We start from the raw sequence: 24,093 nt of genomic DNA, 5'->3' as shown, positions 1-24,093 counted from the left end.
GCAGAGCGTATGGTACTGACAATTGTGGTAGTACCCGGAAAGCCTAATTTTCTCTTAAAAAAGTAGCGGGAACTGTCAAAATTAAATTGGCAGAACTCAGTAGGGGCGCTTTGACTACGCCTGTAAAAGTTCTTTTATGGACTCTTAACTAATCCCCGTCTTTTTAAAGCGGGGAGAGTCAATACTTCATTATCGTTGATGCCACTGTATAGTTACTTTAACTGAAATCTGTGCTGGGGCAGAGAAATAATACCGCTATGAAATAATTAGATGAGCTAATCATTGGGATAATTTTTTAATACTGATGAAGGACAAGCTCAAACCAGACTGGGCGGGGGATGACTTACTCTCCCGGTTCGTTAATCTGTTGATCGACACCAAGCCGATCTACAAGGTGATGCAATACCAGGCCAGACAGGTGCTAATTAAAACCGCAGAAAAAAATGGGATTGAGTGGCGGAAAAACTACCAGGAGTTAGAAAAATCAGGAGCAAAGACCTTACTATCCAAGATTACTAACCCTAGCCTGGTCTACCCAGACTACTACAAAGTCCCTTTCCATGCTTATGACCAGGGAAACCTATGCTGGGAAGCTGCCTTTGAAGCTGCCAGTGCTACCCAGGCTATGGGGTTGAGGGTTTGGCGCGATGAAAAACTCACTTGGCTTTCGGCACAAGAACGATTACGAAGTAGTTTTCATAAAGTACTAGGACAGTATAATCCCGAGATAGTCACAGATGTCCTAGATATTGGCTGCTCAGTTGGCATCTCTACCTTAACGCTACACCACTACTACTCCAGGATTAAAAAGGGCAAAATCCGCACCGTTGGGTTAGACTTATCCCCTTATATGCTGGCTGTGGCCAAGACCATGGATGAGACAGCAGAAATATCAGAATGGATCCATGGCAAAGGAGAGGACACCGGTTTACCCGACAATTCATTTGATGTGGTCACGTTACAGTTTGTGATCCACGAACTACCGCGCCAAGCAACAGAGGAAATTTTTTCGGAAGTGCTACGGATTCTACGACCTGGTGGCTGCCTTGGTGTTGTAGACAATAATCCTGCCTCCCCAGTCATCCAGAATCTCCCCCCTGCACTGTTTGTGTTGATGAAAAGTACAGAACCTTGGAGTGATGACTACTACAGCTTTAATGTAGAAGGGGCGATGATTAAAGTTGGTTTTGACTATCAGACCACGGTGGCCAGCGATCCTCGTCACCGCACTATTATTGCTACAAAACCTGGTTGAGGTGAGTGGGGGAAGTGTGGGGAGTGGGGCGGGGGCGCGTGGGGCGCGGGGAGTGTGGGAAGTGTGGGGAGTGGGGCGGGGGCGCGTGGGAAGTTTGGGAAGTCAAATCAGCAACTCTTGTCCACTGTTCCCTGTTCCCTGTTCCCTGTTCCCTGTTCCCTGTTCCCTGTTCCCTGTTCCCTGTTCCCTGTTCCCTGTTCCCTGTTCCCTGTTTCCTTTTCCCTGATCCCTGTTCCCGAGTTCTGAAAGAAGTCTTAGGTGCGCTTGACCCATTAAGAATTTAATTCGCCACGGGTCGCACCTAAAGGTTGTAGCAATCCCTCTTGATGCAGTGGCTAATACTGATAATTACGAGTCAATCCCAAATGAACTAGTTTGGGATTGACTCGCGGTTTGCAGCTTCCTGTGCCGTTCAAAGGTGCTGTAAAAACAACCCAGTTAGGTTATATAAGTAACTATATGAAAAAATCAGTATAATTTTTATAAATTTATCATGAAGACTACCCAAATTTTTTGCAAGCCTTTTTGAAATAAATGTGAAGATTTGGTGAATTATGAAAAAAAAGTAAAAATCTTGTGAATCAAGTCCAGGTGCTTGTCGAGTATCCTAGTCTTGCCCAACCTGAGTTCGACATAACTAACTTGATCCACAAGTCAGGAGCTTCGAGTCAGGAGTCAGGAGCCATAATAACTTAATTTTTAAGTTAATTTGGAATTAATTAGAGTTTAATGGGTAATTAACCAATAATTTCGGAATTATTCTCCTGAATTCTGCATTATGCCTCCTATATCCTCAAAAAACCAGCCAATTTATGACATGGAACTGAGGTGGCTCAAGACCTATTGCCCAAGACCTATTGCCCAAGACCTATTGCCCATGCTGGAATTTTGGCATCAATAGGCTCGGGGTAGACTCAAATCTAATCCCTTTACCCTTTCCCCTTTCCCCCGACAACTGCGGCGAAGTCTAATAAGCGCCCAAAGCCGGTTATGCCAAAGCATGGGCAGAATTTAGGGCAGCACTATGGTATTGATTGGACTAATAGCAGTCAAACCGAATTGGACTAATAGCCATGGGAGGAGGATATCCTGATCTGGCCAGCCTTGGCCTTTATCACCTTTCTCGTCAGAGAGATAACATAAAAGGAGTTCTTGCAAGCAGCACCTACACTAGGGAAAATTGATAGCCACCATCTACGAGGTCTTCTGGTTATGCTCACAGATGTATCCCAATTGGGTTCAGGACTGAAACAGGTTGTTAGGACTAATCAGGAGGTGTCGATAGAAGGGATTACTGGCTATGAGCAGGTGCGACCCGTGGCGAATTTAATTCTTAATGGTAAGAGCGCACCTATAGAAAGTATGGGGTTGGTGAGACTCGATGGCAATCAGGCGAAGCCAAGCTGTCAGTTGTATCGTCTCTATTTTCGTCTTGCAGTTGGCAGGGAAGGTATTCGATCCATTTCCTAGATTTCTTTAGATGTCTTTTGTTAAGAACATAAACAATCACTTTTAATTATGTCAGAAATTCTAACTCTAATCAAAAAACCAGAGATTCCCAGGAAATTAGTAAAACCATCTCAACCAATTGAACTAATTCAGCCATCAGAACCAAAGTTTATGGCTGTTGGGGTTGTAACTGGTGAGGTAGATTTGTCTGAGAAAATTCCTACCATTACCATTCAGGGTAAGTCTTACCCACTCTTTTTTCTGCTTAAGCACAACCGGAAAAGGTATGTGCTGGATATTCTCAAGGGGCACATAGAGGCCGGAAACCGAGAGCATCGCCTCGTGGTATATCCTAAGCCGATCCACTTCCCAGATAGGAACAAATTCCAGGATATCCGGTTTGAGGTAATTGGGATTTTACAAGAAGACAGACCCCATGCTTGGGCTGAAGCGATTGGCAATGGGTATTTCATCTTGGCTGGATTGTGGCAGTTCATCCCTGTTTGTAAAGTTCCCTGTGTGTCAGTTTTTAGGAACCACAGTGAACAATTAGTGAACTATCTCAAAACCCACCAGGCTACAGAAAGAACTCGGGTACTGAAGGCTGGTCACTGTCCATTATTCTGGCGGGACTCCCCGGTCAAACCATTCCGATTCAATCCCAAGCTCAAAGACCAGGGCAAGCCAAAATTCATCCAGGTCAAAGCCCGATTCCTTCCCCACAAAAATGCCTTCGCGTTTGTGGAAGAATTGGCACCCCCAATGGATCAGGCCCCACGGTTCTGCAAAGTTCGGAAAGAAGATAAGCAGGAAGCCTTGGCGGAAGCTAAGAAAAGAGCTGCTGAAATTGCGGAAAAAAGAGCTGCTGAAAGTGCTGAAAGTGCTGAAAGTTGAGTACTTATATTTACAATACCAATTCTGCTCAGTACCAACCTGACTCCCAGTCGAGCGGTTCAAACTTGACTGCTCAGGTGTTTGGTGCTGGCAATACTGGTAGGGTGATAGTTAAGACTTCAGCAGAGGTCAGGTAAGTCAGCACTGCGCTAGAAATTGATTGAGTGGCTATAGTATTGCCATGGCTTAACTATAGCGCTAGGCTAAACCAGCCAGTAAATGAGTTTTTGCTCACCAAAAACCTGTAATTAATCGTCTTGGTCTTCAAAAAACTCAACATCTTCATAGAGCTGGGATAGAGGACAGTCAAAGTCAATGCTGGTGATATGTACATCCGGTTCTGTTGCGTCTTTTGTGGTTTCATCCATCAAGTAAGTGGTAAGTTCCCATTTGCCTCTATCATTAAGTCGGTAGCATTCAATGCTCATGGTTTCCGAATCAATCAGGAGATATTCCCTAAGGGTATCAAGGCGGCGGTAGTGTCTAAATTTTTTACCGCGTTCGCGTAGCGTAGCCCTTCGGGCTAATCGCTACCTTCTGTACCAGGGGAAAGGACTTCCGCAATCAGACAGAGTTTAAAGTGGCCAATCTGTTTGTACCTGGTCCCAGATTTTAGCGGCGGAAGTTCTTAAAACAGGACTCTAAGTCGAAAAAAATGTCACAAACTGCCTGGTGAGATCGTTTTAGTTATAGAGGGGACAATCAATGACCTTGATCAATGACCTGGATGCCCCTGCTACGTTAACACTAAAACAAGAATGAGATTGAAAATGAAGAAATTTTTCAGCATCTTACTATGTAGCCTAGCCGCATTGTTGTTTGTGCTTGCACCTGTGGTTGAGCCAGCATTCGCAGCAACCATGTCCGATGGAGACCTATGTGTAGGTCTAACTACTCCGGAAAATGGCGGTGTTTACCTGGGAAATTGGGATGTTTCTACCGCATCAGGTTGCGGTGCGCCTAAGACAAAAATCTGCTCACACAACCCAGTAGGCGGTAGCGACGAAGCTGACTTTGAGGAAGGCAGCTGCTGCTACGTGAAGTGGGAAAGCGGACCATCTTTCCTTGGCTATATCTACAAAACCAACGGTGACGGCATTTATGAATGTAAGTCCAACGAAGTTCGTTAGGGACATAGCTAACTTTGGGGTAGGCGAGTGTGACCAACAGTAGTTAAACCTTGTTTAACTCTTACCCTATAGCTTCAATTCAATAATTCCGCTGAAATTCCTCCCGATGCTTACGTTACGGTAGAGCGCGGGAGGAATTTTTTATATTGATCTCAGTTATAATAAATCTTAAAAATCCTAAGTCATTTCCAATTGCTCATCTGTCTATGCCAGCCAAGGATATTTTTCACAACACCTTCCGGTTAGCCCTAGAAAAAGATAGCTGGGTGATCACCAACGATCCTTTACACATCAAAGTTGCTGGAACGGCATGGAAACCTTGAACTATCATGAATTAGTCCAAAAAATCCTGAAAACCCACGCTATCAACCTTAACGATGATGATACAGAAGTTCAAATGATTTTTGATAGTGAGCGCAATCACTATTTACTGATGATAGTGGGCTGGTATGACCAACGACGGGAATACGGAAGCTTAATTCATATTGATATCAAAGATAACAAAATTTGGATTCAGAGTGATGGCACTGAAGTGGGAGTAGCTAACGAGTTAGTTGAAGCAGGAGTTCCCCAACAGGATATAGTTTTAGGATTTAAGTCGCCCTTCAAAAGGCAATTTACTGGATATGCTCACCAGTAGCCTGTTACAGAAAAGCAGTTTAGTCGTAGGGTGGGCAAAAAGTAAGATATTTTCTCCATTAAGCTTATCGGCGATAAATTTTTGCCCACCCTACCATTATAGCTTCAATCCAATAGCCAACTAAACAAATCGCCCACAGTAATGCTTAACTCCCTAGCAAAGGATGGAACAGGAATTTGCTAGGATGATTGATCAAACACTTCGATTTGCTGTTTTGGACGATAAACGAAAACCGTTTGCTCTTCTGGATCAATCAACCAGCCCATTGCCGTGCCATACGTTAAACAATGGAGAATATTCTTTGTCACCTTGGTTTGACTTTGGTCAGGTGAAAGAATCTCAATTGTCCAATCAGGCGCTGCCTGGAAAACATTGGCAATTTCGCCATTGTCATCACGAGGAATTCTCTGGGAAACAAACACAGATACATCCGGAACGGTTGAGGGTCCACCAAAAGTACACCGAATTTATGGAAAAGCACGAGCAATTCGTTCTTGCTTCACCACTACATTAATATCAGTAACCAATTCCCCTTGAATTCTGCTGTGTTTTCCCTGTGGCATTGGTTTCTGAATAATTTGGCCATCAATGTAATCACTAGCAGGTTTTGTTTCTGGTAATTTAATAAATGCTTCCAATGACACTAGTTTTGAGTTTTGATTTGGAGAGTTTTGAATAATCATTGTCATTGGTCACAAACCCCAGGGAATTAATATCTATAGTAGAGAGCATTTAAAGCTGAGATTTAAACTAAATCTATAGCGGTTTTTAGTCTAATGATGTACACAATATTTTTGCCTGATTCTCTCTTACCTATTCCCTATTCCCTATTCCCTACTCCCTACTCCCTACTCCCTACTACTCCCTAAAAAATGCACCTCACCTAATTGAAAACCGCTATATAATCAAGCAATTAGCCATGGTAACCAAATTGCTAAACTCAGCAAGCTGACAAATAAAACTGGCATGGTAAGAATGAAGGTTAAACGAATATAATAAACCCAACTGATTTGGATTCCTCTAAAAGCCAAGACCTTCAACCAAAGTAGAGTTGATAGACTTCCTAAGGGAGTAAGTTTTGCTCCTAAGTCGCAGCCAATTAAATTACCGTATATCATCACTTCTTTGACAGCTGGATCAATATCGGTAATGCTTTCAATTGCCTTAGCATTCAGCAGTACTGTTGGGAAATTGTTCAGTACACTGGCAAGAAATGTGGCTAGGAAACCACTACCACTAGCCGCTAAAGTGAGTCCCCAATTAGAAAGGATTTCCAACCGCTGGCTTAACAGAGCAGTTATGCCCAGATTGTCCAAACCGATGCCGAATAGAAACAGGACTAGGATAAGTAAAATAATTCGCCATGGCAGTTGACCTGCTAGCTGTAAAATATAACTAAGTGTAATAGCACGACCGTTAAAGGAACGTGCTGCTAATGCCACCATCACTAAAGCTGCCATAGCAGCAATCCAGGCAATGGGGAAATTTAGCACTTTTGCGAACAAGTAGCCAATTAGGAGTAGTCCTAAAATAGGAAAACTCAATTTAAAGATTAAGGAATCTCGAATTGCACGATTAGGTGGTGGTAGACGGGCAAGGTTATAGGTCAGGGGGATTTGGGGTTCAAAATAGAACCAAAGAATGATGATACTAGTGGCTATTGTGGCAACGGTTACGGGCAACATCACCATGACATAGCGCAACCAGGAAATCTGTAAATAATCAACATAAATCAGATTTACTGGATTACTCATCGGCAGTAGTAAGCTAGCGGCATCGGTAATAAAACCACTAGTAAACACAAATGCCAGAGTAGCTTTGGCACTAAAGCCAAGCAGCAGCAAAATTTCCATCACAGCAGCTGTCCAGACTATAGTCGTGGCTAGGTTAGTAAACACATTGCTCAATAACATCCCGACTAGGATTATTAAGGAGAAAAGCAAATGGCCACGACCACATCCCCAATTAGCTATGTGAAGCGCTAACCACCGAAACCAACCTGCTTGACCTAAACTTAGGGCAAGAATAATTAGAGAAATAAGGGTGAAAGTGGCGTTTCCAACTCTCGCCCAGACTATGGGAATATGGTGCAATAGCAAAGGGAATAGGGAATAGGGAATAGGGAGTAGGGAGTAGGGAGTAGGGAGTAGGGAACAAAAATTATCACAATTCCTACACGGATCCCTATCTAACTAATAACTAATGACTGGTAATCCGATGGTAGGGAGTAAGTATTCAGCCATCAGCTATCAGCTATCAGCTGATCAGTCATCAGGTAATGCGCTACGCGCACGCTACTTGAGGTGCTTTTGAATAAGCGATGCAGCGCGGTCTTGGGGAGGCAGCGCGGTCTTGGGGGTTCCCACGGGGCAAACAGCGGTGCGGACGCAGGTTCCGCACACAGACCCATGCGCCATGAGCGACTGCCGTGGTTTCCCCCACTCGCTATTGCATCAAGACAACAGGTCAGCATTCGAATAATGCTGAGTTATGTCACAGCGTCGTTCGCACAGCGTGGCCAAAGGCCAAAGCCTGTGCCACGCTGTGCGAACGACTGTTCGCGTAGCGTGAGCTTTTAGCTCACGGCTGACTGCTGAATTCTTACGTAGGGATAAGTGATGATTTTATGGTACTATCAACCGTCAAGGGTCAACTGTAAACAAAACCTAAAGCATTAGGTAAAATGAACTCTTAGGTCACAAATAGTGTTATATTCCTTAAAGTTAAAAATAAAACCACTAGATATAGCGTGACATCTGCCAGAGTCTTCCCCAAACCCATGAACCATATCCAGGAGTGGACAGCTAGTAGTGTTGATGAACAGCTGACTCGCCTCAATGTAAGGTCTCTCGAAGGCTCTAGCCCATTTGAGTATCTCTTCTATTCCGACTCTCTGCCCAGACGCAATGATGGTCGAGTGCTAAACTCGATTCTGGAACGCTATCAACACCTCGAACAAGGGGGATGGTGGTGTTCTGGTATTGACTTGCTTACTGGTCAGGAGGATATTTGGGGCTGTTTCAAACCCAGCCAACCCCGTCAGAGTGGGGAAACTAGGAAGCTAATTAAATATGAACATCCCCCCAAAACTCCCACAGGTTTGTTTGCTCTGCGAGTACCTTTCCACCTGTGGCAACGGATTGCTGAACGCAATGATTTTACCATTCTCCCCACAGACCTTGACCACAATCAACCGGATCTAGGGTTTTGGCAGTGGCTAATCTCTCACCCCTCGATTCCCTTGTGTATTACTGAGGGGGCTAAAAAAGCTGGAGCTTTACTCACTGCTGGTTACGCTGCGATCGCATTACCAGGAATTAATGGTGGGTATCGAATCCGTAGGGATGCCCAGGGAAATCGGATTGGAAAGTCTGACCTGATTCCCCAACTACGGAAACTAGCTACTCCGGAGCGACCGATTTACATAGTCTTTGACCAAGACTCGAAACCGAATACCATCAAAGCTGTCAATGCTGCGATTCGTAGAATGGGATATCTGCTCAATCAAGCAGGTTGCCCTGTTAAGGTCATCACTTGGGATGCCCAGCTAGGCAAAGGGGTAGATGATTTAATTGCTGATCAAGGTCAGAAGACCTTTGAGCAAGTTTACCAACGAGCACTCCCCCTGGATACTTGGAAAGCTAAATCCCTAAGCCAGCTCACCTATCGAGCTAACTTTAAGGTAAATTGCCGCTATCTGCAAGAACTTCCGATTCCGGATACAGCCCAACTGATTGGGATTAAATCCCCTAAGGGTACTGGAAAAACCCAACTACTGGAAAAAATTGTCTCTCAAGCCCTAGCCCGAAAGCAATGGGTGTTAGTGCTTGGTCATCGGGTGCGATTAGTAGAAGCATTGTGCCAACGCTTTGGCATCAAGTATATCACTGAGGTCAGGGATGACCAAAAGCAAGGGGTGTTAGGTTATGGTTTATGTCTCGACTCCTTGCATGGGAATTCTCAGGCTCGCTTCAATGCCGCTAACTGGTCTGATGGCGTAGTGATTATCGATGAAGTGGAGCAAGTGCTCTGGCATGGATTGAACTCTAGCACCTGTCAGAGTAATCGCGTTGCTATTCTCAAATCCCTGAAAACCCTAATCCAGAATGTCTTGGGGGGGTCTGGTCAAGTTTATATTGCCGATGCGGACTTGAGTGATATATCGATAGATTACTTACTGAGCTTGTCTGGAGTTAACCTGGAACCCTTTATCATTGAGAATGACTGGAAACCCAACATTGATCAATCCTGGCAAGTTCATAACTATACCGATAGCACACCAAAAAGACTAGTGCGAGAGCTAGAAGCACACATTGCTCAAGGAGGCAAACCCTTTGTGTGTCTTTCGGCTCAAAAACCGAAGAGCCAATGGGGTACCTGCACTCTAGAAGCGTACCTGAAAAAGCAATTTCCCGACCTCCGGATATTGCGCATTGATTCGGAATCCCTTGGTGAAACTAGTCATCCAGCCATGGGGTGTATCAATAACCTCAACAATGTTTTAGGGGACTATGACATTGTATTAGCTAGTCCTGCTATTGAAACGGGAGTGAGTATTGATCTGCGGGGACATTTTACCTCTGTGTGGTGTATTGCCCAAGGGGTGCAAGGAGAAAATAGTGTCAGACAAACCTTAGGGCGAATCCGAGAAAATCTACCCCGGTTCATCTGGGTAGCCCCTTATGGCTTTAATCAAGTGGGTAATGGCTCCACGTCTCTATCCTCACTGCTGGCATCTGGACAGCGTTTGACCCAAATGAATATTCGGTTGCTACAACAATCGGATTTCGATGCTGTGGATGATTTAGATACAGGCTTTCAAGCAGAATCCTTGATGTGCTGGGCTAGAATGGCTGTCCGATTCAATGCCGCAATGGTGAACTATCGGGAATCCGTGCTAGCAGGATTGCGTGCTGAAGGTCATCTGGTGATGGATGTTTCCCCAGCCAGTTCCACTAAAGCTGGGAAAAAGAAGTCTAAGGGTTTACCCCAACCGGAAGAGTTGGGAGCACAGAATGCTCTGATGGCAGCTATTACTGCAGTTAGAGACCAAAACTATCAGGCTGAGTGTAATGCGATCGCATTTAGTCAAGACTTCAGTTATAGCCAATATCAAAAGATTAGCAAATGCCTAGTCAAAACACCATCGGAGCGTCGCTCACTACGGAAGTACGATTTAACGCAGCGTTATCGCATCCCAGTCACACCAGAACTAGTACTCAAAGATGACCAAGGCTGGTATCAGCAGCTACGGCTCCATTATTTTCTTACCCTAGGTCGGCAACATCTGGCAGAACGGGATGCTAAGGTAGCGCGACTGTTAATTGAGCAAGGTCAAGGGAGTATATTTCTACCGGACTTCAATCGTGCTGTGCTAGGAGCAATGATTGGTACTATGAAAGTTTTGGGGATACCAATTCTATTAGAAAATCTGGAACGAGAACTCAAAAATACTGATCAGGACTTGCAGGAGATGGCTGCGATCGCATTAGCAAACCGTTGTGCTATCAAAACCATCATGGGAATAGGACTAGCTAAAAAAGCAACTCCGATTGTTATTATCAGGCGTTTCTTAGATAAAATCGGCTATGGCTTACAGTGTATTCGTTATCAGAGCCAAGGAAAAAAGCGGTTCAGAGTTTATCAGCTAGTTAGTCCAGAAGATGGTCGCATGGAAGTGTTCCAGAGGTGGTTAGCTAGTGATGGTCAAAGGTTACGCACTAGTCAGAGTTGGCTGGATAATAGTTTATCCCCTAGGTCCGGTAACACTCAGTCAGTGGATTCAGAAACCAGTAATTATGTTCAATTGTGTTTGAATGTTTAGTCTTAATGTTTAGTCTTGATGTAAGCATTCAGCCGTCAGCCGTCAGCCGTCAGTGGTTAGTGGTTAGTGGTCAGCTTATTTTATTCAAAAGCACCGATCGCAATAGGCGCACGCTGCGCGAACAGTAGCGTGCCCGTAGCCCATTAGCTGAACGCGCACGCGTGCGCGTAGCGCTTAAGCTGATAACTGATAGCTGAATGCTTACTTCTTGATTTTTATGATTAGTAGCTGGTCAGGAAACGAGGTACTGATAGTGAACTTTCTGCACAGCTTAGCTCTTCTTTTCGATGCTAATCTTAAACCCAAGCTTCTCCTCGATTGCTTTGAGCTCACTAATCGCTGGCCACATATTTTTGATATCGTTTTGCCAGAGCAGCAAATCCCTTTCTCCTTCTGTCACTTCTGCTTCACCAAACAGCTCACCCAACCATTCAAATAGACCATCTATACTAACATCTTCCGGTGGAGTTACCCGATTCAATGTCCGCTGTCCAGGGGTCTCCAATGCCATTTTCAGCAAGTCGTAGAGCGTGCCTTCAGAGGACAGACATAAACACAAGAGCATCAATATCTGTATTTGCCGAATTTCATCCCTGTCACCACCTTTATCTTTATCTTCTCTATATTCTTTAGGATTCTGCTTGATCTTGACCATAGTGTCTTCGAGTAGTTTTTTTTAGTAATGTGTTCGAGTCTTCTTTATAGAACTTATCCAAACTTAGCTTTTTTCCCATTACTAGTAAATTTTATCATTATAAATTTGCTCATTATGGATAAGTTTGATGAAGTAATATTTAAGTTTACCCAAGAAGAGTGTAAGTAAGCATTCAGCTATCAGCTATCAGCTATCAGCTATCAGCTATCAGCTAAAGGCTATCAGCTAAAGGCTAAAGGCTAAAGGCCTGTGGTCACGCTACGGGAACAGTTTATGCCCATAGCCCATGCTACTTGAAAAATAAGCTGACGGCTGAACGCGCACGCGTGAGCTAAAAGCTCACGGCTGACTGCTGAATGCTTACGAGTATAACTCCTTCATCTATTGTTCCTAATCATACCATGTGTACAGCATTGGTATAATTATTTCCTTTAGCAACAAGTTACAGGAGTATTTCACAGAAAGCATTTTTTATGCTAGTTTAGAACATAGTTTTTACTGTATCAGTTTACTGTCAATTTTACATTAGGCTTCAGTAACTTATTCATCCATTTATCAGAAACGTTAAAGCCAAAACTCCACCGGTTCGCTTGGGTTTTATTAACAATACAATGCCACAGCAACTTGTGTGGCTCGCTTTCGATCTTGAAGAATCTAACCACTTTCGGCTTCTCCTCAAGGGTTACTAACTCCTTGGTTTCGGGATTCATGTAGCGGAAAAATGGTTTGCCATCCCCATTGAATTCACAGCGATCAAAATCAACGAAATACATCCGCCAACCTGGCTGAGTTTCGTTCGTGTGCCACATCCGATAAGCATTCGGCGGATACCATAAGCTTCCTGAGAACCTAATTTCAGCTCCAAAGAAACCTTCCAGGAGTTCGATTAACTTTACTTTCGTCCTAAAATAATCCTCGTAAAGGGAATGGTCAACATACCGATCCAGATTAATTAAGTGGAACTGACTCCAGGCATATTCAGGCTGGGATGAAGCCACACCTTGATCCAGGTAGGAGCGCAATGATTTGAGATACCGCTGTTGGAATTCTGGATCAGCTGGGGAAACATCGGCAAATTTAAAATTTGCTTCCCAAAAACTCTTTTCATACAGCCCTAGATCCACCGTATCTGGCTTGATTTTGAGCTTTCCGACCTCCTCAGCAATTTTCTCAAACCCTGGAATCTCGGAAAACTTAAACTCGTAGTGATAAGCGTGGGGGAACCCCTGATCAGAAGCAGACTGAGCACAATCAATGGCAATCAGAGGTTTGTCACTCTTGGGAACATAAGAAGCATTTGCTGCTGCTATGTCTTTTTTGGTAAAACAATAACCGTGATTGGCACCAAGTTTAACCAGCTCTTCTTCCGTTGTGATGGCCTTAGTTTGCTGTCTCAATGCTTCTGTATTTTCAAGAGCTTCATAAAACTTCTCCACCGCTTCTTTTGACATAGCTTTTTCAACCAGTTAAACCAACAAAATTACAACCACGACAATGATAATCCCAGAGTCTACCTTCACCGACACAATCTTTAAGCTCAATCTAGGTCTATCGGCTTATGCTGATGGAGGCGGATCGAGCATCAGAGGGGAAGGGACTCGCTCCGGATAGGCTAGCCGCAAAAAGTGCATTCCCATTCCAGCGATTCCAAGCATTAGATCGGGAAAGAGATCCTTAGTCGTAGAACCACAGAGCCACGTGCGAGCTTTCTCAAACCGACGCCACTGGGCCTGAGCTTGGACGTTAGCCTCCATCTGCAAATAAGGTGTGTCCCTCAGTTGAGAAAACCGCAGCAATAGCTCGGCATTGCCGGATCTGCCATGACATAGGGAATCGTTACCGAGCTTGTCAAAATTCCGCAAAGTAGCATTGAGAGCTGCGTAAGCCTCCCGCAGAATATCTTCGTCATTTTTCCCTAAAGCTGCCCAACTGGCAATACGGCTCAAACCAATTCCCGCCGACCCATTGCACCAAGCATTGGCAAAATGGGGTTCGTTTCTGTCAGCTACCATGATCGATTTGCGCAGGTCATACCAATCCTTCTGCTCCCGATCAAAGTGAGTCGCTTCATAGGCAAAGCATTGACGACCAGCCTGAATGTACTCTTGCTTGTCAAGATCACACCCTAACAAAATTAGTGCCCACCCTGGACCACTCGAACCGTGGGAAAAACCGGTCAGATTCTGCTGGTTTAGATCCGGTCGCCCACCCTCCCAACTTAGGGTGTCCCCCTGGCGAGTTGCCCCTTGGAGCAAATATTGAGCAGACTGTACGGCACAATCTATGGCACTATCTCTCCCTTGGCCAGAAGTGGTGTTTGCCAACCCCAGCATGACAGGAATCACCCCCGTGACTCCCAGCAAAAGGTCAAAGTATTTGTCCTGAGGAATCCGTGGCATCAGTTCGTGAGTCAACTCTACTGCCCGCTCCAGCAGTTCTGGTCTGTCCCATAGCTGAGCCAGGTGGGTTAACAGGTAAATCAATCCAGCTGTGCCCTGGTACGCCCCAACGAAGGGTGAACTAGGGTGCTCCATGGCGTGCTTGAAGGCTCGTTCTGCTGCTTGACGAAATTCTGGCTGGGGGTGAAGGGCATCGAGATAAGCCAAAAATAGGCAAATCCCTGCTGAACCCGTGTAAATATCTGGCCCGATATCTACCACACGTTTTCCAGTAGCTGTATAGTCGCAGGTTTGCCATGGAGCCTTACTCGGATCGGGTTCGAGCAATTCCCACAACTGCCAACCAATTTGCTGGGCGTAATTAACCGCTGAAGCGATAAAGTAGGGACTATTGAGTTCGTCTGTGGATAGGCTACTGTAGATGTACTGGTTCTGCCGGATTCGGTTCTCCTCAGATAATTTTTCAATGCGTTTGAGTGCATTGTCCAATGGGGAAATCGCGATCGCATCTGGCAGGGATTGTTGGTAATTGTGGATTAAATCTAGAGAGCCAGTTGCCTTAGCTGAGAAGATGGGGATATCCCATTGCCACAGGGATGCTAGTTCTAGCTCAGCCAGTTTCCCTTGATTGTCCCACTTTCGTTGATGCTCTTTTAAGGTGTTGAACAGCAAATCCACTTCTAGGGGTTCGGCAAGACATTTGGGATGGCGAGCGGCGATGATTAACTTGGCATAGGCTTGGGTTCCCCAATTAATGAAGCGCACTAATGAGGGATAAAATAAGTCTTGGAGGGACGTTGCGGCTTTAGTGGGGTTTTCTCGAAACCAGTTATAAACTCGGTTAAATCCCTCAACAATGGCATCTTTGTACTCCTGTGGCTGTACGAGCTGACCTTGGTAATAGATGCGATTGGTTGCTTCGAATTCGACCCGAATTCCCGATTGATATTCAACACCCAGGGCTAATGACATCTTAGCCTCGTTCACTTTAGGAACTTGATGGGGTATTTCGTAGGAGTCGCCGCCCCTAGACCCGCTCAATTTCATTTCATTTTTATCCTCCGGGTCTGGCCATTCCAGCAAACCTGTCTTGAAAACTGAATCGAGTACTGTACCGGGCATTTTGTCCATGCCAAGGGGCAACACTTCCAAAACCGTTTCGCAGTCGCAAATAAACCCCTTCCCATCAGCAACTAGGATGTTTTCAAAATGCAGATCGCCTCCCCCTAGGATGTAGAAAATGCTGAGAAATCCCCCGAGTTGCTGATAAAATCCCTCAGCAGAAGCTTGACTTTGGACATGGTTTTTACCAGAAGCAATAAACTCTGCATAACCATAGCCATCTCGACAGAGCACTCCATAGCTGGCAAACTCAACCACCTTATCCCTAGTCAAGGTTTCTAGCAGCCCTTGCATCGCTGCTTCAGATTGAATACAGCGAGGCTTATAAACAATTGTTGCTGGCTCAGAGTTAATCAGCTCCAGTTCCACGATCACTACGCTCTTGCCGCCAGCATGGTAATCCGAGTTGCCTAACTTAAAGGATTTGACTTGGGTTATGGGTTTCCCGGAGAATAACCTCCCACTGATTTGCTCGCAATCCCTAGCCAAACGCTGAATCACTTCCTCACCAAAATCACACAAGAAACCAGTTACCTGAGCTAACCAACGTGCTAGTACAGGAAACTGAAAATAAAAGCGGTGATAACTCCAACCGTCTTGAAAAGTCTGTTCCAGGTAGGCCAGATAAGCCTCTGGATCATCGGCTGATTTGGCGATCTTATTCTGAAGACAATAGACATTAATATTGGCTTCAACCGTCCAGGTTAAGGCCAGCTCAAAGCGATTAAGCAGGTTAATTTGAAGGTCACTGACGACTTGCTTTGAGATCACCTTAAGCTGATCACATAAAGGTTGCAATCTCTGGTGCAACAGCCGTAGAAAGGGTTCGCAGGCTATGGCCAATTTCCCGTGGTAGATATCGGGTTCGTACCAGGAACTCCCTAAAAAATCCCCTTTTGGTAAATCCAAGGTCGCGATCGCAGCGCGGTAGGTTTCTAGCCACTGACGGTGAGGTTTGACGAACTCCAATCGGTCTGCTTCCGACAACTCGTCCCAGTTTCGTTCGTATAATTTATACTCTGTCAGCAGTTGCTGTAGGTCTTCAATAATCGATTGACTGACTTTTCCTTCTTGCTCATAGGAATCCCTAAGCACCTGCACAGCCAACTTGCCAACCAGTTTTTTGATGTTCCAGCTATCCAACGGTTCAAGCTGGTTGGTACACCTAGCTTTCCCCTGGCCTTTAGCCAGTCGTTCAACAATGAGAGTTCGCTCAGCCAAATTACTAGCTCGGCAAGCCAGTTCCTCCAGCACAGAATCGTCAACCATAACCCCAAGAGTTACCAAGCAATACTAATAAACAGTTAACAAAGGGGGCTGGCATCACATCTAATCTTAAAAAATCCGATGTCATGCCAGCTCCTAGACAGGTACCTAGCCTATTGGATTAGAAACGGTCACAACCTACTTGGTCGTTCCATCACTAGTTTTTGGTTGTTCCATCGCAAACAATTGTCAATGGACCGGAGCTGCAGGTGGATTCACAACTAGCAGCGATATCAAACTCCCCTAAGGAAGCATTTAACAACTCGATGAAAGCGTGATCCTGCTTCTCAACAGATTCAGGTAGGGTAGTGGTAGCTGAGAGTCCAAAAGCTTCTGGGTTATTTTGAACTTCGCTACGGAACTCAGCGTCAATAGATGCCTGGTGCAGTACCTTTTCTAGGGTAGCCGTTGACATTATATTGCTCCTTTGTGCCCCCAATGGGCCGTAATTTTTACCATCTGCTTGTTGAGCAGACATTTATCAGTATATGCATAATTTTTTTCTAGGTAACATTTTTTTTACATTTTTTTACTTTTCTCTGAAGTCTTGAAATGTTTTTATATCGTGTATTTTTTCTGTATCAAAAGTTACATTTTTATAGAAAAGTATCCCTATAGCAATTTTATATGATTCGTGAAATATATTGCCCAAAGCTATCGTTATAACCCTTGCCCAGTAATGATTTACAATTTTGCATATTTTACAAATGATTTAGAATTGCTATAGGTGTATGGTGACTTGGTAAGCAGATAAGCAAAATAAACATCAAAAATTGGGGGTGAAACCCTACAGGCTATACACCGGTTCCACCTGTGCTTAATAAATAAGCAGAATGATTATTGACACTTGCACCCCTCCGACAACTGGGAATTTATAGAGATATGAGTGAAAACCACAGATTTGACGGTAAGTTTGGGCAAAGATTGTTAGGGCTTGTCCAGCCTTACTGGTATCCACTATCGGATCAAACAGGAACTTTTCTAGGGCTATTACTGTTACTAATAGTATTCCTATTAATAATTTCTTTTACTCTTGTCAGCCTCATTAGCTTAGGAGGACAGCACTATTTTCCAGAAATAATTAATAGTGTTGCTCCCGGTTTAGTGGACTCTGTTGCCATGATCAATAAGTCGCCAGCTATCTATTTCATTGGTTTACTTTTGCTGGCTACCATTGCTGGTTTTGCCTACTACAGGCAACAGTTACAAGATCATTGGCAACCATGGTTGATGTCAATAGTGATAGTGTTGTTACTGCTATCAAGTACTGGGGTGAATGTCTTAAGCAGCTACTTAAATCGGGACTTGATCACGGTCATGGCTAGACACCAGGCATCAAACTACCTGACCCTGCTCTTACTCTACAGTAGTTCCCTATTGGCCATTGTGCCCTTAATGGTTTTTTCCAACTACATCAAAAAGAGACTCTGTCTCGACTGGCAACAATGGTTAACCAAATATTTTCTCGATCAGTATCTATACAATAGAGCCTATTACGAACTCAAGACAAATCTTGATATCGATAACCCAGACCAGCGCATCTCCAAAGAAGTTGAATCTTTTACTCAAACCATCTTGGATTTTTGGGTTGCTATACTTAATCAAGTTGTTAATCTAATTGCTTACGGAATCGTTCTTTGGACGATTTCTAAACTACTGTTGACGGCTATGGTAGTCTATTCCCTGTTCGTCAACCTGAGCGTGATTTTTTTGAGTAAACGGTTAGTTGATCTTAACGGAGAAAAACTCGAATACGAAGCCAATTTCCGGTACAGTTTAGTTCGCATCCGCGACAATGCTGAATCTATCGCCTTCTCTCGTGGAGAAAATCAAGAATTGAGTTTAGTGAAGCAGCGATTTATTCAACTGATGCAGAATCTAAATCTGATTATCGGCTGGGAGCGGAATATAGAATTCTTAACCATAGCGTATCAAAATTCTATCTTTATCATACCTTACTTGACTGTAGGATCATTGTATTTTAGTGGTCAAGTTGAGTTAGGCACAGTTACTCAAGCAAGTATATTGTGCTTTCAGCTTTCGGGGGCACTTGCAGTGATTGTACGTCGGTTTGATACCCTTAGTGCTCTTGCTGCGGTGGTTAATCGCTTAGCTAGCCTGGCGGAGGTTTTGGAAGCGCCGACAGCACAACAGAATGCTGCTAACATTATTAAGACAGTAGAAGACAACTGCTTTGCCCTCGAAGGGATTACCTTGCAAACTCCTAACAGCGAACAGACCTTGGTCAAAGATCTCTCGTTGTCAGTAAAACCGGGTGAGGGGACACTAATTATGGGGGCGAGTGGCTGTGGCAAGAGTTCTTTGCTAAGAGCGATCGCTGGGTTGTGGAACACAGGAACAGGCTGCATCATGCGACCTGCCGTGGAAGACATCTTATTTTTGCCTCAACGTCCTTACATGATTCCAGGATCCTTGCGAGAACAGCTGCTTTACCCAAATGCCAGCCGCGACAGTTCCTTGGAGGAATTGGAGTCCGTGCTGCATCGGGTTAACCTTTCTGAGCTGCTGGCCAAGGTGGGCAGTTTGGAAGTCCAATTAGATTGGAGTAGTGTTCTTTCCCTAGGAGAACAACAGCGTCTAGCCTTTGCCAGACTGTTGCTGAATCAACCTCGCTATGCCTTCTTGGATGAAGCAACCAGTGCCTTGGATCAGCAAAACGAGCGGCATCTCTACCAGGAACTACAGCAAACCGAAACCACTTTTATCAGTGTTGGTCACCGAGAGAGTCTGCTGAAGTACCATCAGCAAGTTCTGGAACTATCGAGTGATTCTAGCTGGCAGGTGATCCCAGCCCAAAAGGTTGGTATTGAGCTCGGGAAGCTCCCAAATCCCCAATTTTCTTGAAATCCAATTTTCTTGAAAAAATTGCTAAAGTGATTTATAAGTCTGTGTAGTACAGTAACAACAATAGACGTAAGTATTCAGCTATCAGCCGTCAGCGGTCAGCTTAAAACAAGCTATCCCGCTGACGAGTTCAATGGACTCAAAGCCAAAGAGTATCAATTTCTGGCTTTTCGGCCAGGGAAGTGAGATTAAACGAATGCTTACCTGTTTCATTCAAAAGCTGATAGCTGATAGCTGACAGCTGAATGCTTACCAATAGACTTCGCCGCAGTTGCCTGGAACTTCGGATCAAGAATTGACCGAAACATTATCAAAAAAGCGATGCAGCCAGGTTTGTTGATGTTTCTATCAGCTGTGTAAGTCCTAGATTGATTAGTTAAAATTAACCCACTCTTGTAAGAGTGGGTTAGACAAAAAATTGTAAGCATTCAGCCGTCAGCCGTCAGCCGTCAGCCGTCAGCCGTCAGCCGTCAGCCGTCAGCTGATACGCGACACGCTGATTACTGATTACTGATTACTGATTACTGACCGCTGATAGCTGATACGCGACACGCTGATACGCGACACGCTGATTACTGACCGCTGATAGCTGACCGCTGATAGCTGATAGCTGAATACTTACAAAAAATTTAAAGTTAACCACCAATGGCGTTATTAGTACACGCCAGGATTAATGCGATCGTCGCCCGCATTATGAACCTCTGACCGAGGAGTCACGGTAAAACTCTTTTGATCAATTTGGTCTTGTAACAGTTTCTTCTGGCGTTCGCTTAGTCCCGGAATTTTCAGAACATCTTCTACTGACTTGTAGTCCCCCTCGTCTTTAGCATAATTAACAATCTTACTAGCCAAGGTTGGGTAGAATCCGCGATATTTGCGAAACTTACGCAAAGGAGTATTGTTCAGGTCAGTCTTCTTACCAAACTCCGTGGATAACTTGGCATCAGCCGCATTGCTCTGGGGTGACTGAGCCTCATTGCTATTGGATGACCGAGCGATTAAAGCGGTAGATGAGGGCAACGTTAAGTTATTTAAAGAAAATGTGTCTGCTGAAGACATAGGGGAAGCGATCGCACTTTGGGGTAAGCCTAAGCACCCCAAGCTAAGCACTAGAAGGCATAACACTGCCAGATGAACCAGTTTTCTCATCATAAAACTCCTTACTTACACAACACAGCACTAAGAGAAATTAATCTCTGTGGGTTTAGTTTAATTTTTGTTTCTCATCATCTCATAATATCGAAGTCCAGACACAAGACCTCAACTTTTTCCAGAACACCAGAAGTTACCACCCTAGTTCATTGACAAATGTTGCTTCGTAAGCTAATAGCTATCAGCTATCAGCTATCAGCTATCAGCTATCAGCTATCAGTTATCAGCTATCAGCTATCAGCTATCAGCTATCAGCTATCAGTTATCAGCTATCAGTTATCAGCGATTAGCGCTACGCCCACGCTACGGGAACAGCTAAAGGCCTTGGCCTATGGCCACGCTTTGCGAATGGCTGACCGCTGACCGCTGACCGCTGACCGCTGACCGCTGACCGCTGACCCCTGACCCCTGACCCCTGACCGCTGACCGCTGACCCCTGACCCCTGACCCCTGACCCCTGACCCCTGACCCCTGACCCCTGACCCCTGACCGCTGAATAAAGAATTCCTAAGCAAATCCTAAAATAGATCTAAAAGCTGACGGATAAATCTGACTTTTGTGGCACTATAACAATCCTGACAAGAAAAAATAGCAACAGGATTTAGCCATGACTCTACGATTGGGGGATACCGTACCCGACTTTACTCAGAATTCTAGCGAAGGGGAGATTAATTTGTATGAATGGGCAGCAGATAGCTGGGTAGTGCTGTTTTCTCACCCAGCGGACTTCACCCCAGTTTGCACCACCGAGTTAGGTATGGTTGCTAAACTCAAGCCCGAATTTGAGAAGCGCAATGTTAAAGTGATAGCCTTGAGCGTGGATGATGTTGACTCCCACAAAGGCTGGATTGGAGATATCAACGAAACCCAGACAACAACGGTTAACTACCCGATTTTGGCGGATCCAGATAAAAAGGTGTCTGACCTTTACGATATGATCCACCCCAACGCTGACAATACCCTAACCGTACGCTCTGTTTTTGTCATCGACCCACAGAAGAAATTGCGGTTAGTGTTAACCTACCCTGCTAGCACCGGTCGTAACTTTGACGAAATCCTGCGAGTGATTGACTCCCTACAGTTGACCGATGACTATAAAGTCGCCACTCCCGTTAACTGGACAGACGGGGGTGACTGCGTTATTGTACCCTCCATCAAAGATCCAGAAGAGTTGAAGGAACGATTTCCCAAAGGATATGAGGAAATTAAGCCCTATCTGCGGATGACACCCCAACCTAACAAGTAAAATAATTATCTAGTCTGAAGGATGAAGGATTAAGGATTCTTGAGCCTTCATTCTTCATTCTTAATTCTTCCTTATTCATTCTTCCTTCTTAATTCTTAATTCTTAATTCTTAATTCTTCATTCTTAATTCTTCATTCTTAATTCTTCATTCTTTATAATTTGTAATTTAAACTTGATTTAAATGGATATCAAAGCAGGTTTTGTTGACACAGTAGGAAATACACCACTTATTCGCTTAAACAGCTTTAGCGAAGAGACGGGTTGTGAAATCCTAGGGAAAGCTGAGTTTCTCAATCCAGGAGGTTCTGTAAAAGACCGAGCTGCCCTCTATATTATTAAAGATGCAGAAGAAAAAGGTTTACTCAAGCCTGGGGGTACAGTTGTTGAAGGAACCGCTGGCAATACAGGCATTGGTCTAGCCCATATCTGTAATGCTAAGGGATACAAGTGCCTGATTATTATCCCGGAAACTCAATCCCAAGAAAAAATGGATACCCTCAGAACACTGGGAGCTGAAGTCCGCCCAGTGCCAGCAGTACCCTACAAAGACCCCAATAATTATGTAAAGCTTTCTGGACGCATTGCCCAAGAGATGGATAATGCCATCTGGGCGAATCAGTTTGATAATTTGGCAAACCGACAGGCTCATTATGAAACCACTGGGCCAGAACTGTGGCAGCAAACTGACGGAAAAATTGATGCTTGGGTCTCAGCAACTGGTACAGGTGGGACCTATGCAGGGGTGGCGATGTATTTGAAAGAAAAAAATCCTAACCTTCAATGTGTAGTGGCTGACCCCATGGGCAGTGGTTTGTACAGTTATGTCAAGACCGGTGAAATTAAACCGGAAGGTAACTCTATTACAGAAGGTATCGGTAACAGCCGTATTACTGGGAATATGGAAGGGGCTCCCATTGATGATGCCATTCAAATTGATGACCACGAATGTCTCCGGGTAGTTTACCAGCTGCTGAGCCGGGATGGATTATTTATGGGAGGGTCTGTCGGGATTAATGTCGGAGCTGCTGTTGCTCTGGCTAAACAAATGGGACCTGGTCATACAATTGTGACTGTGCTTTGTGATGGCGGTGGTCGTTATCAGTCACGGCTATTCAATCGGGAATGGTTGGTATCTAAAGGACTTTCTGTGGGTGATTGCACCTCTTGAGGAAAAGGGTGCATCTCATATTTGTAAAAAAGATCGGGAGTGTGGGGCTCGGGCGCGGGGCTCGGGCGCGGGGAGTGTGGGGAGTGTGGGGCTCGGGCGCGGGAATTTTCGTCCGAATTTTTGTCTAATTGTAAAGGTGCGCTTTCCGCATCTAATTATTAAATTCGCCACGGGTCGCACCTAAAAGCGATGCAGCTTCGGAACAGGGGAGGCAGTGCGGTCATGGGGGTTCCCCCCATGACCGCACTGCCGTGGTTTCCCCCACTGGCGCTTTGCATCAAGACACTGAGATGCACCCGAGGAAAAAGGATAAAGGGTTCGTAATCTTTGTAAGTATTCAGCCAATAGGAACGGGAAACGGGGAACAGGGAGCAGAAAGGAATCCTTTACACTTCTTAATAATCTTTCTTTATAACACAAATAAAAACAAATAAAAGTACCCTTTCGAGTACTGTCACAGATGCAAGGATACTTGGTATTGTAATTGATATGGATCAATATCAAGCCTTGCTCTGTGAGCACCTTGAGCACCATAGGCACCACGGATGTCCCTAAAAAGACACCTACAGACAATGGTGCCAATGCTTTCGTAAGCATTCAGCCGTCAGCTGTCAGCCGTCAGCTTATTTTATTCAAAAGCCAAGTAGCGTGGGTGTAGCGCATAAACTGTTCCCGTAACGTAGCCATTCCCGTAGCGTGGCCAACGGCCAAGGCTAATGGCTGATACGCGACACGCTGATAGCTGAGTGCTTACAGGCTTTCCACTTTGGAAAGACACCTCAAGTCAACTGAGCTTTTGGTTATAAGTCGAACCTAAGCTCCTTCGCTGTAGGGGCTAAGGGGCTGATAGCTGTTTGCAGAAAGTGTAGCATGGGGGTCGCGCCTTAGCTGACCGGTCAAACTAGATCAGTGTCACAAATCAAGACTTAATTCTCATTATTTATTAAGAATAATCATTAGGCTTCTTCAATAAAAACTGAAGTAATAAGCCTCAACTTGGTATGTTGATTTTTCTAGAGGAAGTACAC

The 24,093-nt window shown here is 44.7% G+C and carries 25 protein-coding genes and 1 pseudogene; 14 read left to right on the top strand and 12 right to left on the bottom strand.

Annotation, left to right across the window (positions count from 1 at the left end):
* The first annotated feature begins 304 nt into the window (after window positions 1-304).
* The 6 genes from F6J90_RS28595 (at window position 305) to F6J90_RS28570 (ending at window position 3,735) form a co-directional block, all read left to right on the top strand.
* Window positions 305-1,255, top strand: a complete 951-nt coding sequence (locus F6J90_RS28595) for a class I SAM-dependent methyltransferase (RefSeq protein ID WP_293101475.1) — start codon at window positions 305-307, stop codon at window positions 1,253-1,255.
* A gap of 5 nt (window positions 1,256-1,260) precedes the next feature.
* Complete coding sequence (locus F6J90_RS28590) at window positions 1,261-1,539, top strand: hypothetical protein (protein ID WP_293101472.1); 279 nt, start codon at window positions 1,261-1,263, stop codon at window positions 1,537-1,539.
* Between the two features lie 494 nt (window positions 1,540-2,033).
* Complete coding sequence (locus tag F6J90_RS28585) at window positions 2,034-2,156, top strand: hypothetical protein (RefSeq protein WP_293101469.1); 123 nt, start codon at window positions 2,034-2,036, stop codon at window positions 2,154-2,156.
* A 251-nt stretch (window positions 2,157-2,407) separates the two neighbouring features.
* Window positions 2,408-2,725 (top strand): AAA-like domain-containing protein, encoded by a 318-nt coding sequence (locus tag F6J90_RS28580; protein WP_293101467.1) that lies wholly within the window; start codon window positions 2,408-2,410, stop codon window positions 2,723-2,725.
* A 48-nt stretch (window positions 2,726-2,773) separates the two neighbouring features.
* A complete protein-coding gene (locus F6J90_RS28575) occupies window positions 2,774-3,598 on the top strand; it encodes a hypothetical protein (protein WP_293101464.1) in 825 nt (274 codons plus the stop codon).
* Complete coding sequence (locus F6J90_RS28570; protein WP_293101460.1) at window positions 3,595-3,735, top strand: hypothetical protein; 141 nt, start codon at window positions 3,595-3,597, stop codon at window positions 3,733-3,735. Before F6J90_RS28575 ends, F6J90_RS28570 begins: the two co-directional genes overlap by 4 nt.
* Window positions 3,736-3,846: 111 nt before the next feature.
* Here F6J90_RS28570 and F6J90_RS28565 read toward each other — a convergent pair whose 3' ends face one another.
* Window positions 3,847-4,044, bottom strand: coding sequence for a hypothetical protein (locus F6J90_RS28565; RefSeq protein WP_293103245.1), 198 nt, complete (start codon window positions 4,042-4,044; stop codon window positions 3,847-3,849).
* A gap of 312 nt (window positions 4,045-4,356) precedes the next feature.
* Between F6J90_RS28565 and F6J90_RS28560 the strand changes: the two genes are divergently transcribed.
* The 3 genes from F6J90_RS28560 to F6J90_RS28550 all read left to right on the top strand — a co-directional run bounded on the left by F6J90_RS28560 (window position 4,357) and on the right by F6J90_RS28550 (window position 5,368).
* Window positions 4,357-4,728 (top strand): hypothetical protein, encoded by a 372-nt coding sequence (locus tag F6J90_RS28560; protein ID WP_293101457.1) that lies wholly within the window; start codon window positions 4,357-4,359, stop codon window positions 4,726-4,728.
* A gap of 146 nt (window positions 4,729-4,874) precedes the next feature.
* Window positions 4,875-5,051, top strand: a complete 177-nt coding sequence (locus F6J90_RS28555; protein ID WP_293101454.1) for an element excision factor XisH family protein — start codon at window positions 4,875-4,877, stop codon at window positions 5,049-5,051.
* Complete coding sequence (locus tag F6J90_RS28550) at window positions 5,039-5,368, top strand: XisI protein (RefSeq protein ID WP_293101451.1); 330 nt, start codon at window positions 5,039-5,041, stop codon at window positions 5,366-5,368. Before F6J90_RS28555 ends, F6J90_RS28550 begins: the two co-directional genes overlap by 13 nt.
* A gap of 104 nt (window positions 5,369-5,472) precedes the next feature.
* On the opposite strand, the pseudogene F6J90_RS28545 reads toward F6J90_RS28550, so the two are convergent.
* The 3 genes and pseudogenes from F6J90_RS28545 to F6J90_RS28535 all read right to left on the bottom strand — a co-directional run bounded on the left by F6J90_RS28545 (window position 5,473) and on the right by F6J90_RS28535 (window position 7,810).
* Window positions 5,473-6,051, bottom strand: a pseudogene (locus F6J90_RS28545) (Uma2 family endonuclease).
* Between the two features lie 222 nt (window positions 6,052-6,273).
* Window positions 6,274-7,461 (bottom strand): ArsB/NhaD family transporter, encoded by a 1,188-nt coding sequence (locus F6J90_RS28540; RefSeq protein ID WP_293103242.1) that lies wholly within the window; start codon window positions 7,459-7,461, stop codon window positions 6,274-6,276.
* A 190-nt stretch (window positions 7,462-7,651) separates the two neighbouring features.
* Window positions 7,652-7,810 (bottom strand): hypothetical protein, encoded by a 159-nt coding sequence (locus F6J90_RS28535; protein ID WP_293101448.1) that lies wholly within the window; start codon window positions 7,808-7,810, stop codon window positions 7,652-7,654.
* Between the two features lie 307 nt (window positions 7,811-8,117).
* Between F6J90_RS28535 and F6J90_RS28530 the strand changes: the two genes are divergently transcribed.
* Both F6J90_RS28530 and F6J90_RS28525 read left to right on the top strand, forming a co-directional pair.
* The gene (locus F6J90_RS28530) at window positions 8,118-11,192 is read left to right on the top strand and encodes a plasmid replication protein, CyRepA1 family (protein ID WP_366513902.1); all 3,075 of its coding nucleotides are present in this window, start codon (window positions 8,118-8,120) and stop codon (window positions 11,190-11,192) included.
* Window positions 11,177-11,320: a hypothetical protein gene (locus tag F6J90_RS28525; RefSeq protein WP_293101445.1), complete on the top strand. Its 144-nt coding sequence runs from the start codon at window positions 11,177-11,179 to the stop codon at window positions 11,318-11,320. Before F6J90_RS28530 ends, F6J90_RS28525 begins: the two co-directional genes overlap by 16 nt.
* A 143-nt stretch (window positions 11,321-11,463) precedes the next feature.
* Here the strand turns inward: F6J90_RS28525 and F6J90_RS28520 are convergent, their stop codons facing one another.
* The 4 genes from F6J90_RS28520 to F6J90_RS28505 form a co-directional block, all read right to left on the bottom strand.
* Window positions 11,464-11,847 carry a DurN family substrate-assisted peptide maturase gene (locus F6J90_RS28520; protein ID WP_293101443.1) on the bottom strand — a complete coding sequence of 128 codons (384 nt, stop codon included), beginning with the start codon at window positions 11,845-11,847 and terminating at the stop codon, window positions 11,464-11,466.
* A 503-nt stretch (window positions 11,848-12,350) separates the two neighbouring features.
* Complete coding sequence (locus F6J90_RS28515) at window positions 12,351-13,298, bottom strand: Nif11-like leader peptide family natural product precursor (protein ID WP_293101440.1); 948 nt, start codon at window positions 13,296-13,298, stop codon at window positions 12,351-12,353.
* Window positions 13,299-13,403: 105 nt separating this feature from the next.
* A complete protein-coding gene (locus F6J90_RS28510) occupies window positions 13,404-16,637 on the bottom strand; it encodes a type 2 lanthipeptide synthetase LanM family protein (protein WP_293101438.1) in 3,234 nt (1,077 codons plus the stop codon).
* A gap of 154 nt (window positions 16,638-16,791) precedes the next feature.
* Window positions 16,792-17,049 carry a cinnamycin family lantibiotic gene (locus tag F6J90_RS28505; RefSeq protein WP_293101435.1) on the bottom strand — a complete coding sequence of 86 codons (258 nt, stop codon included), beginning with the start codon at window positions 17,047-17,049 and terminating at the stop codon, window positions 16,792-16,794.
* 425 nt (window positions 17,050-17,474) lie between these two features.
* On the opposite strand from F6J90_RS28505, the gene F6J90_RS28500 reads away from it, so the two are divergent.
* The gene (locus tag F6J90_RS28500) at window positions 17,475-19,499 is read left to right on the top strand and encodes an ABC transporter ATP-binding protein/permease (RefSeq protein WP_293101432.1); all 2,025 of its coding nucleotides are present in this window, start codon (window positions 17,475-17,477) and stop codon (window positions 19,497-19,499) included.
* Window positions 19,500-20,153: 654 nt separating this feature from the next.
* Here F6J90_RS28500 and psbU read toward each other — a convergent pair.
* Together psbU and F6J90_RS28490 are read right to left on the bottom strand one after the other, a co-directional pair.
* Complete coding sequence (psbU, locus tag F6J90_RS28495; protein WP_293103237.1) at window positions 20,154-20,648, bottom strand: photosystem II complex extrinsic protein PsbU; 495 nt, start codon at window positions 20,646-20,648, stop codon at window positions 20,154-20,156.
* Between the two features lie 332 nt (window positions 20,649-20,980).
* Window positions 20,981-21,166, bottom strand: coding sequence for a hypothetical protein (locus tag F6J90_RS28490; RefSeq protein WP_293101429.1), 186 nt, complete (start codon window positions 21,164-21,166; stop codon window positions 20,981-20,983).
* A gap of 92 nt (window positions 21,167-21,258) precedes the next feature.
* Between F6J90_RS28490 and F6J90_RS28485 the strand changes: the two genes are divergently transcribed.
* The gene (locus tag F6J90_RS28485; protein ID WP_293101426.1) at window positions 21,259-21,897 is read left to right on the top strand and encodes a peroxiredoxin; all 639 of its coding nucleotides are present in this window, start codon (window positions 21,259-21,261) and stop codon (window positions 21,895-21,897) included.
* Window positions 21,898-22,078: 181 nt separating this feature from the next.
* Window positions 22,079-23,065, top strand: a complete 987-nt coding sequence (locus tag F6J90_RS28480; RefSeq protein WP_293101423.1) for a cysteine synthase A — start codon at window positions 22,079-22,081, stop codon at window positions 23,063-23,065.
* A 180-nt stretch (window positions 23,066-23,245) separates the two neighbouring features.
* Here F6J90_RS28480 and F6J90_RS28475 read toward each other — a convergent pair whose 3' ends face one another.
* Window positions 23,246-23,662, bottom strand: a complete 417-nt coding sequence (locus F6J90_RS28475; protein WP_293101420.1) for a hypothetical protein — start codon at window positions 23,660-23,662, stop codon at window positions 23,246-23,248.
* 31 nt (window positions 23,663-23,693) lie between these two features.
* On the bottom strand, window positions 23,694-23,843 hold the full coding sequence (locus F6J90_RS28470) for a hypothetical protein (RefSeq protein WP_293101417.1): 150 nt from the start codon (window positions 23,841-23,843) through the stop codon (window positions 23,694-23,696).
* Window positions 23,844-24,093 lie beyond the last annotated feature (250 nt).

This window comes from Moorena sp. SIOASIH (assembly GCF_010671925.1).
In the GTDB taxonomy this organism is placed as follows: Bacteria; Cyanobacteriota; Cyanobacteriia; order Cyanobacteriales; family Coleofasciculaceae; genus Moorena.
The sequence above is the reverse complement of the archived record's forward strand: the minus strand, read 5'-3'. Positions and strand labels throughout refer to the sequence as shown.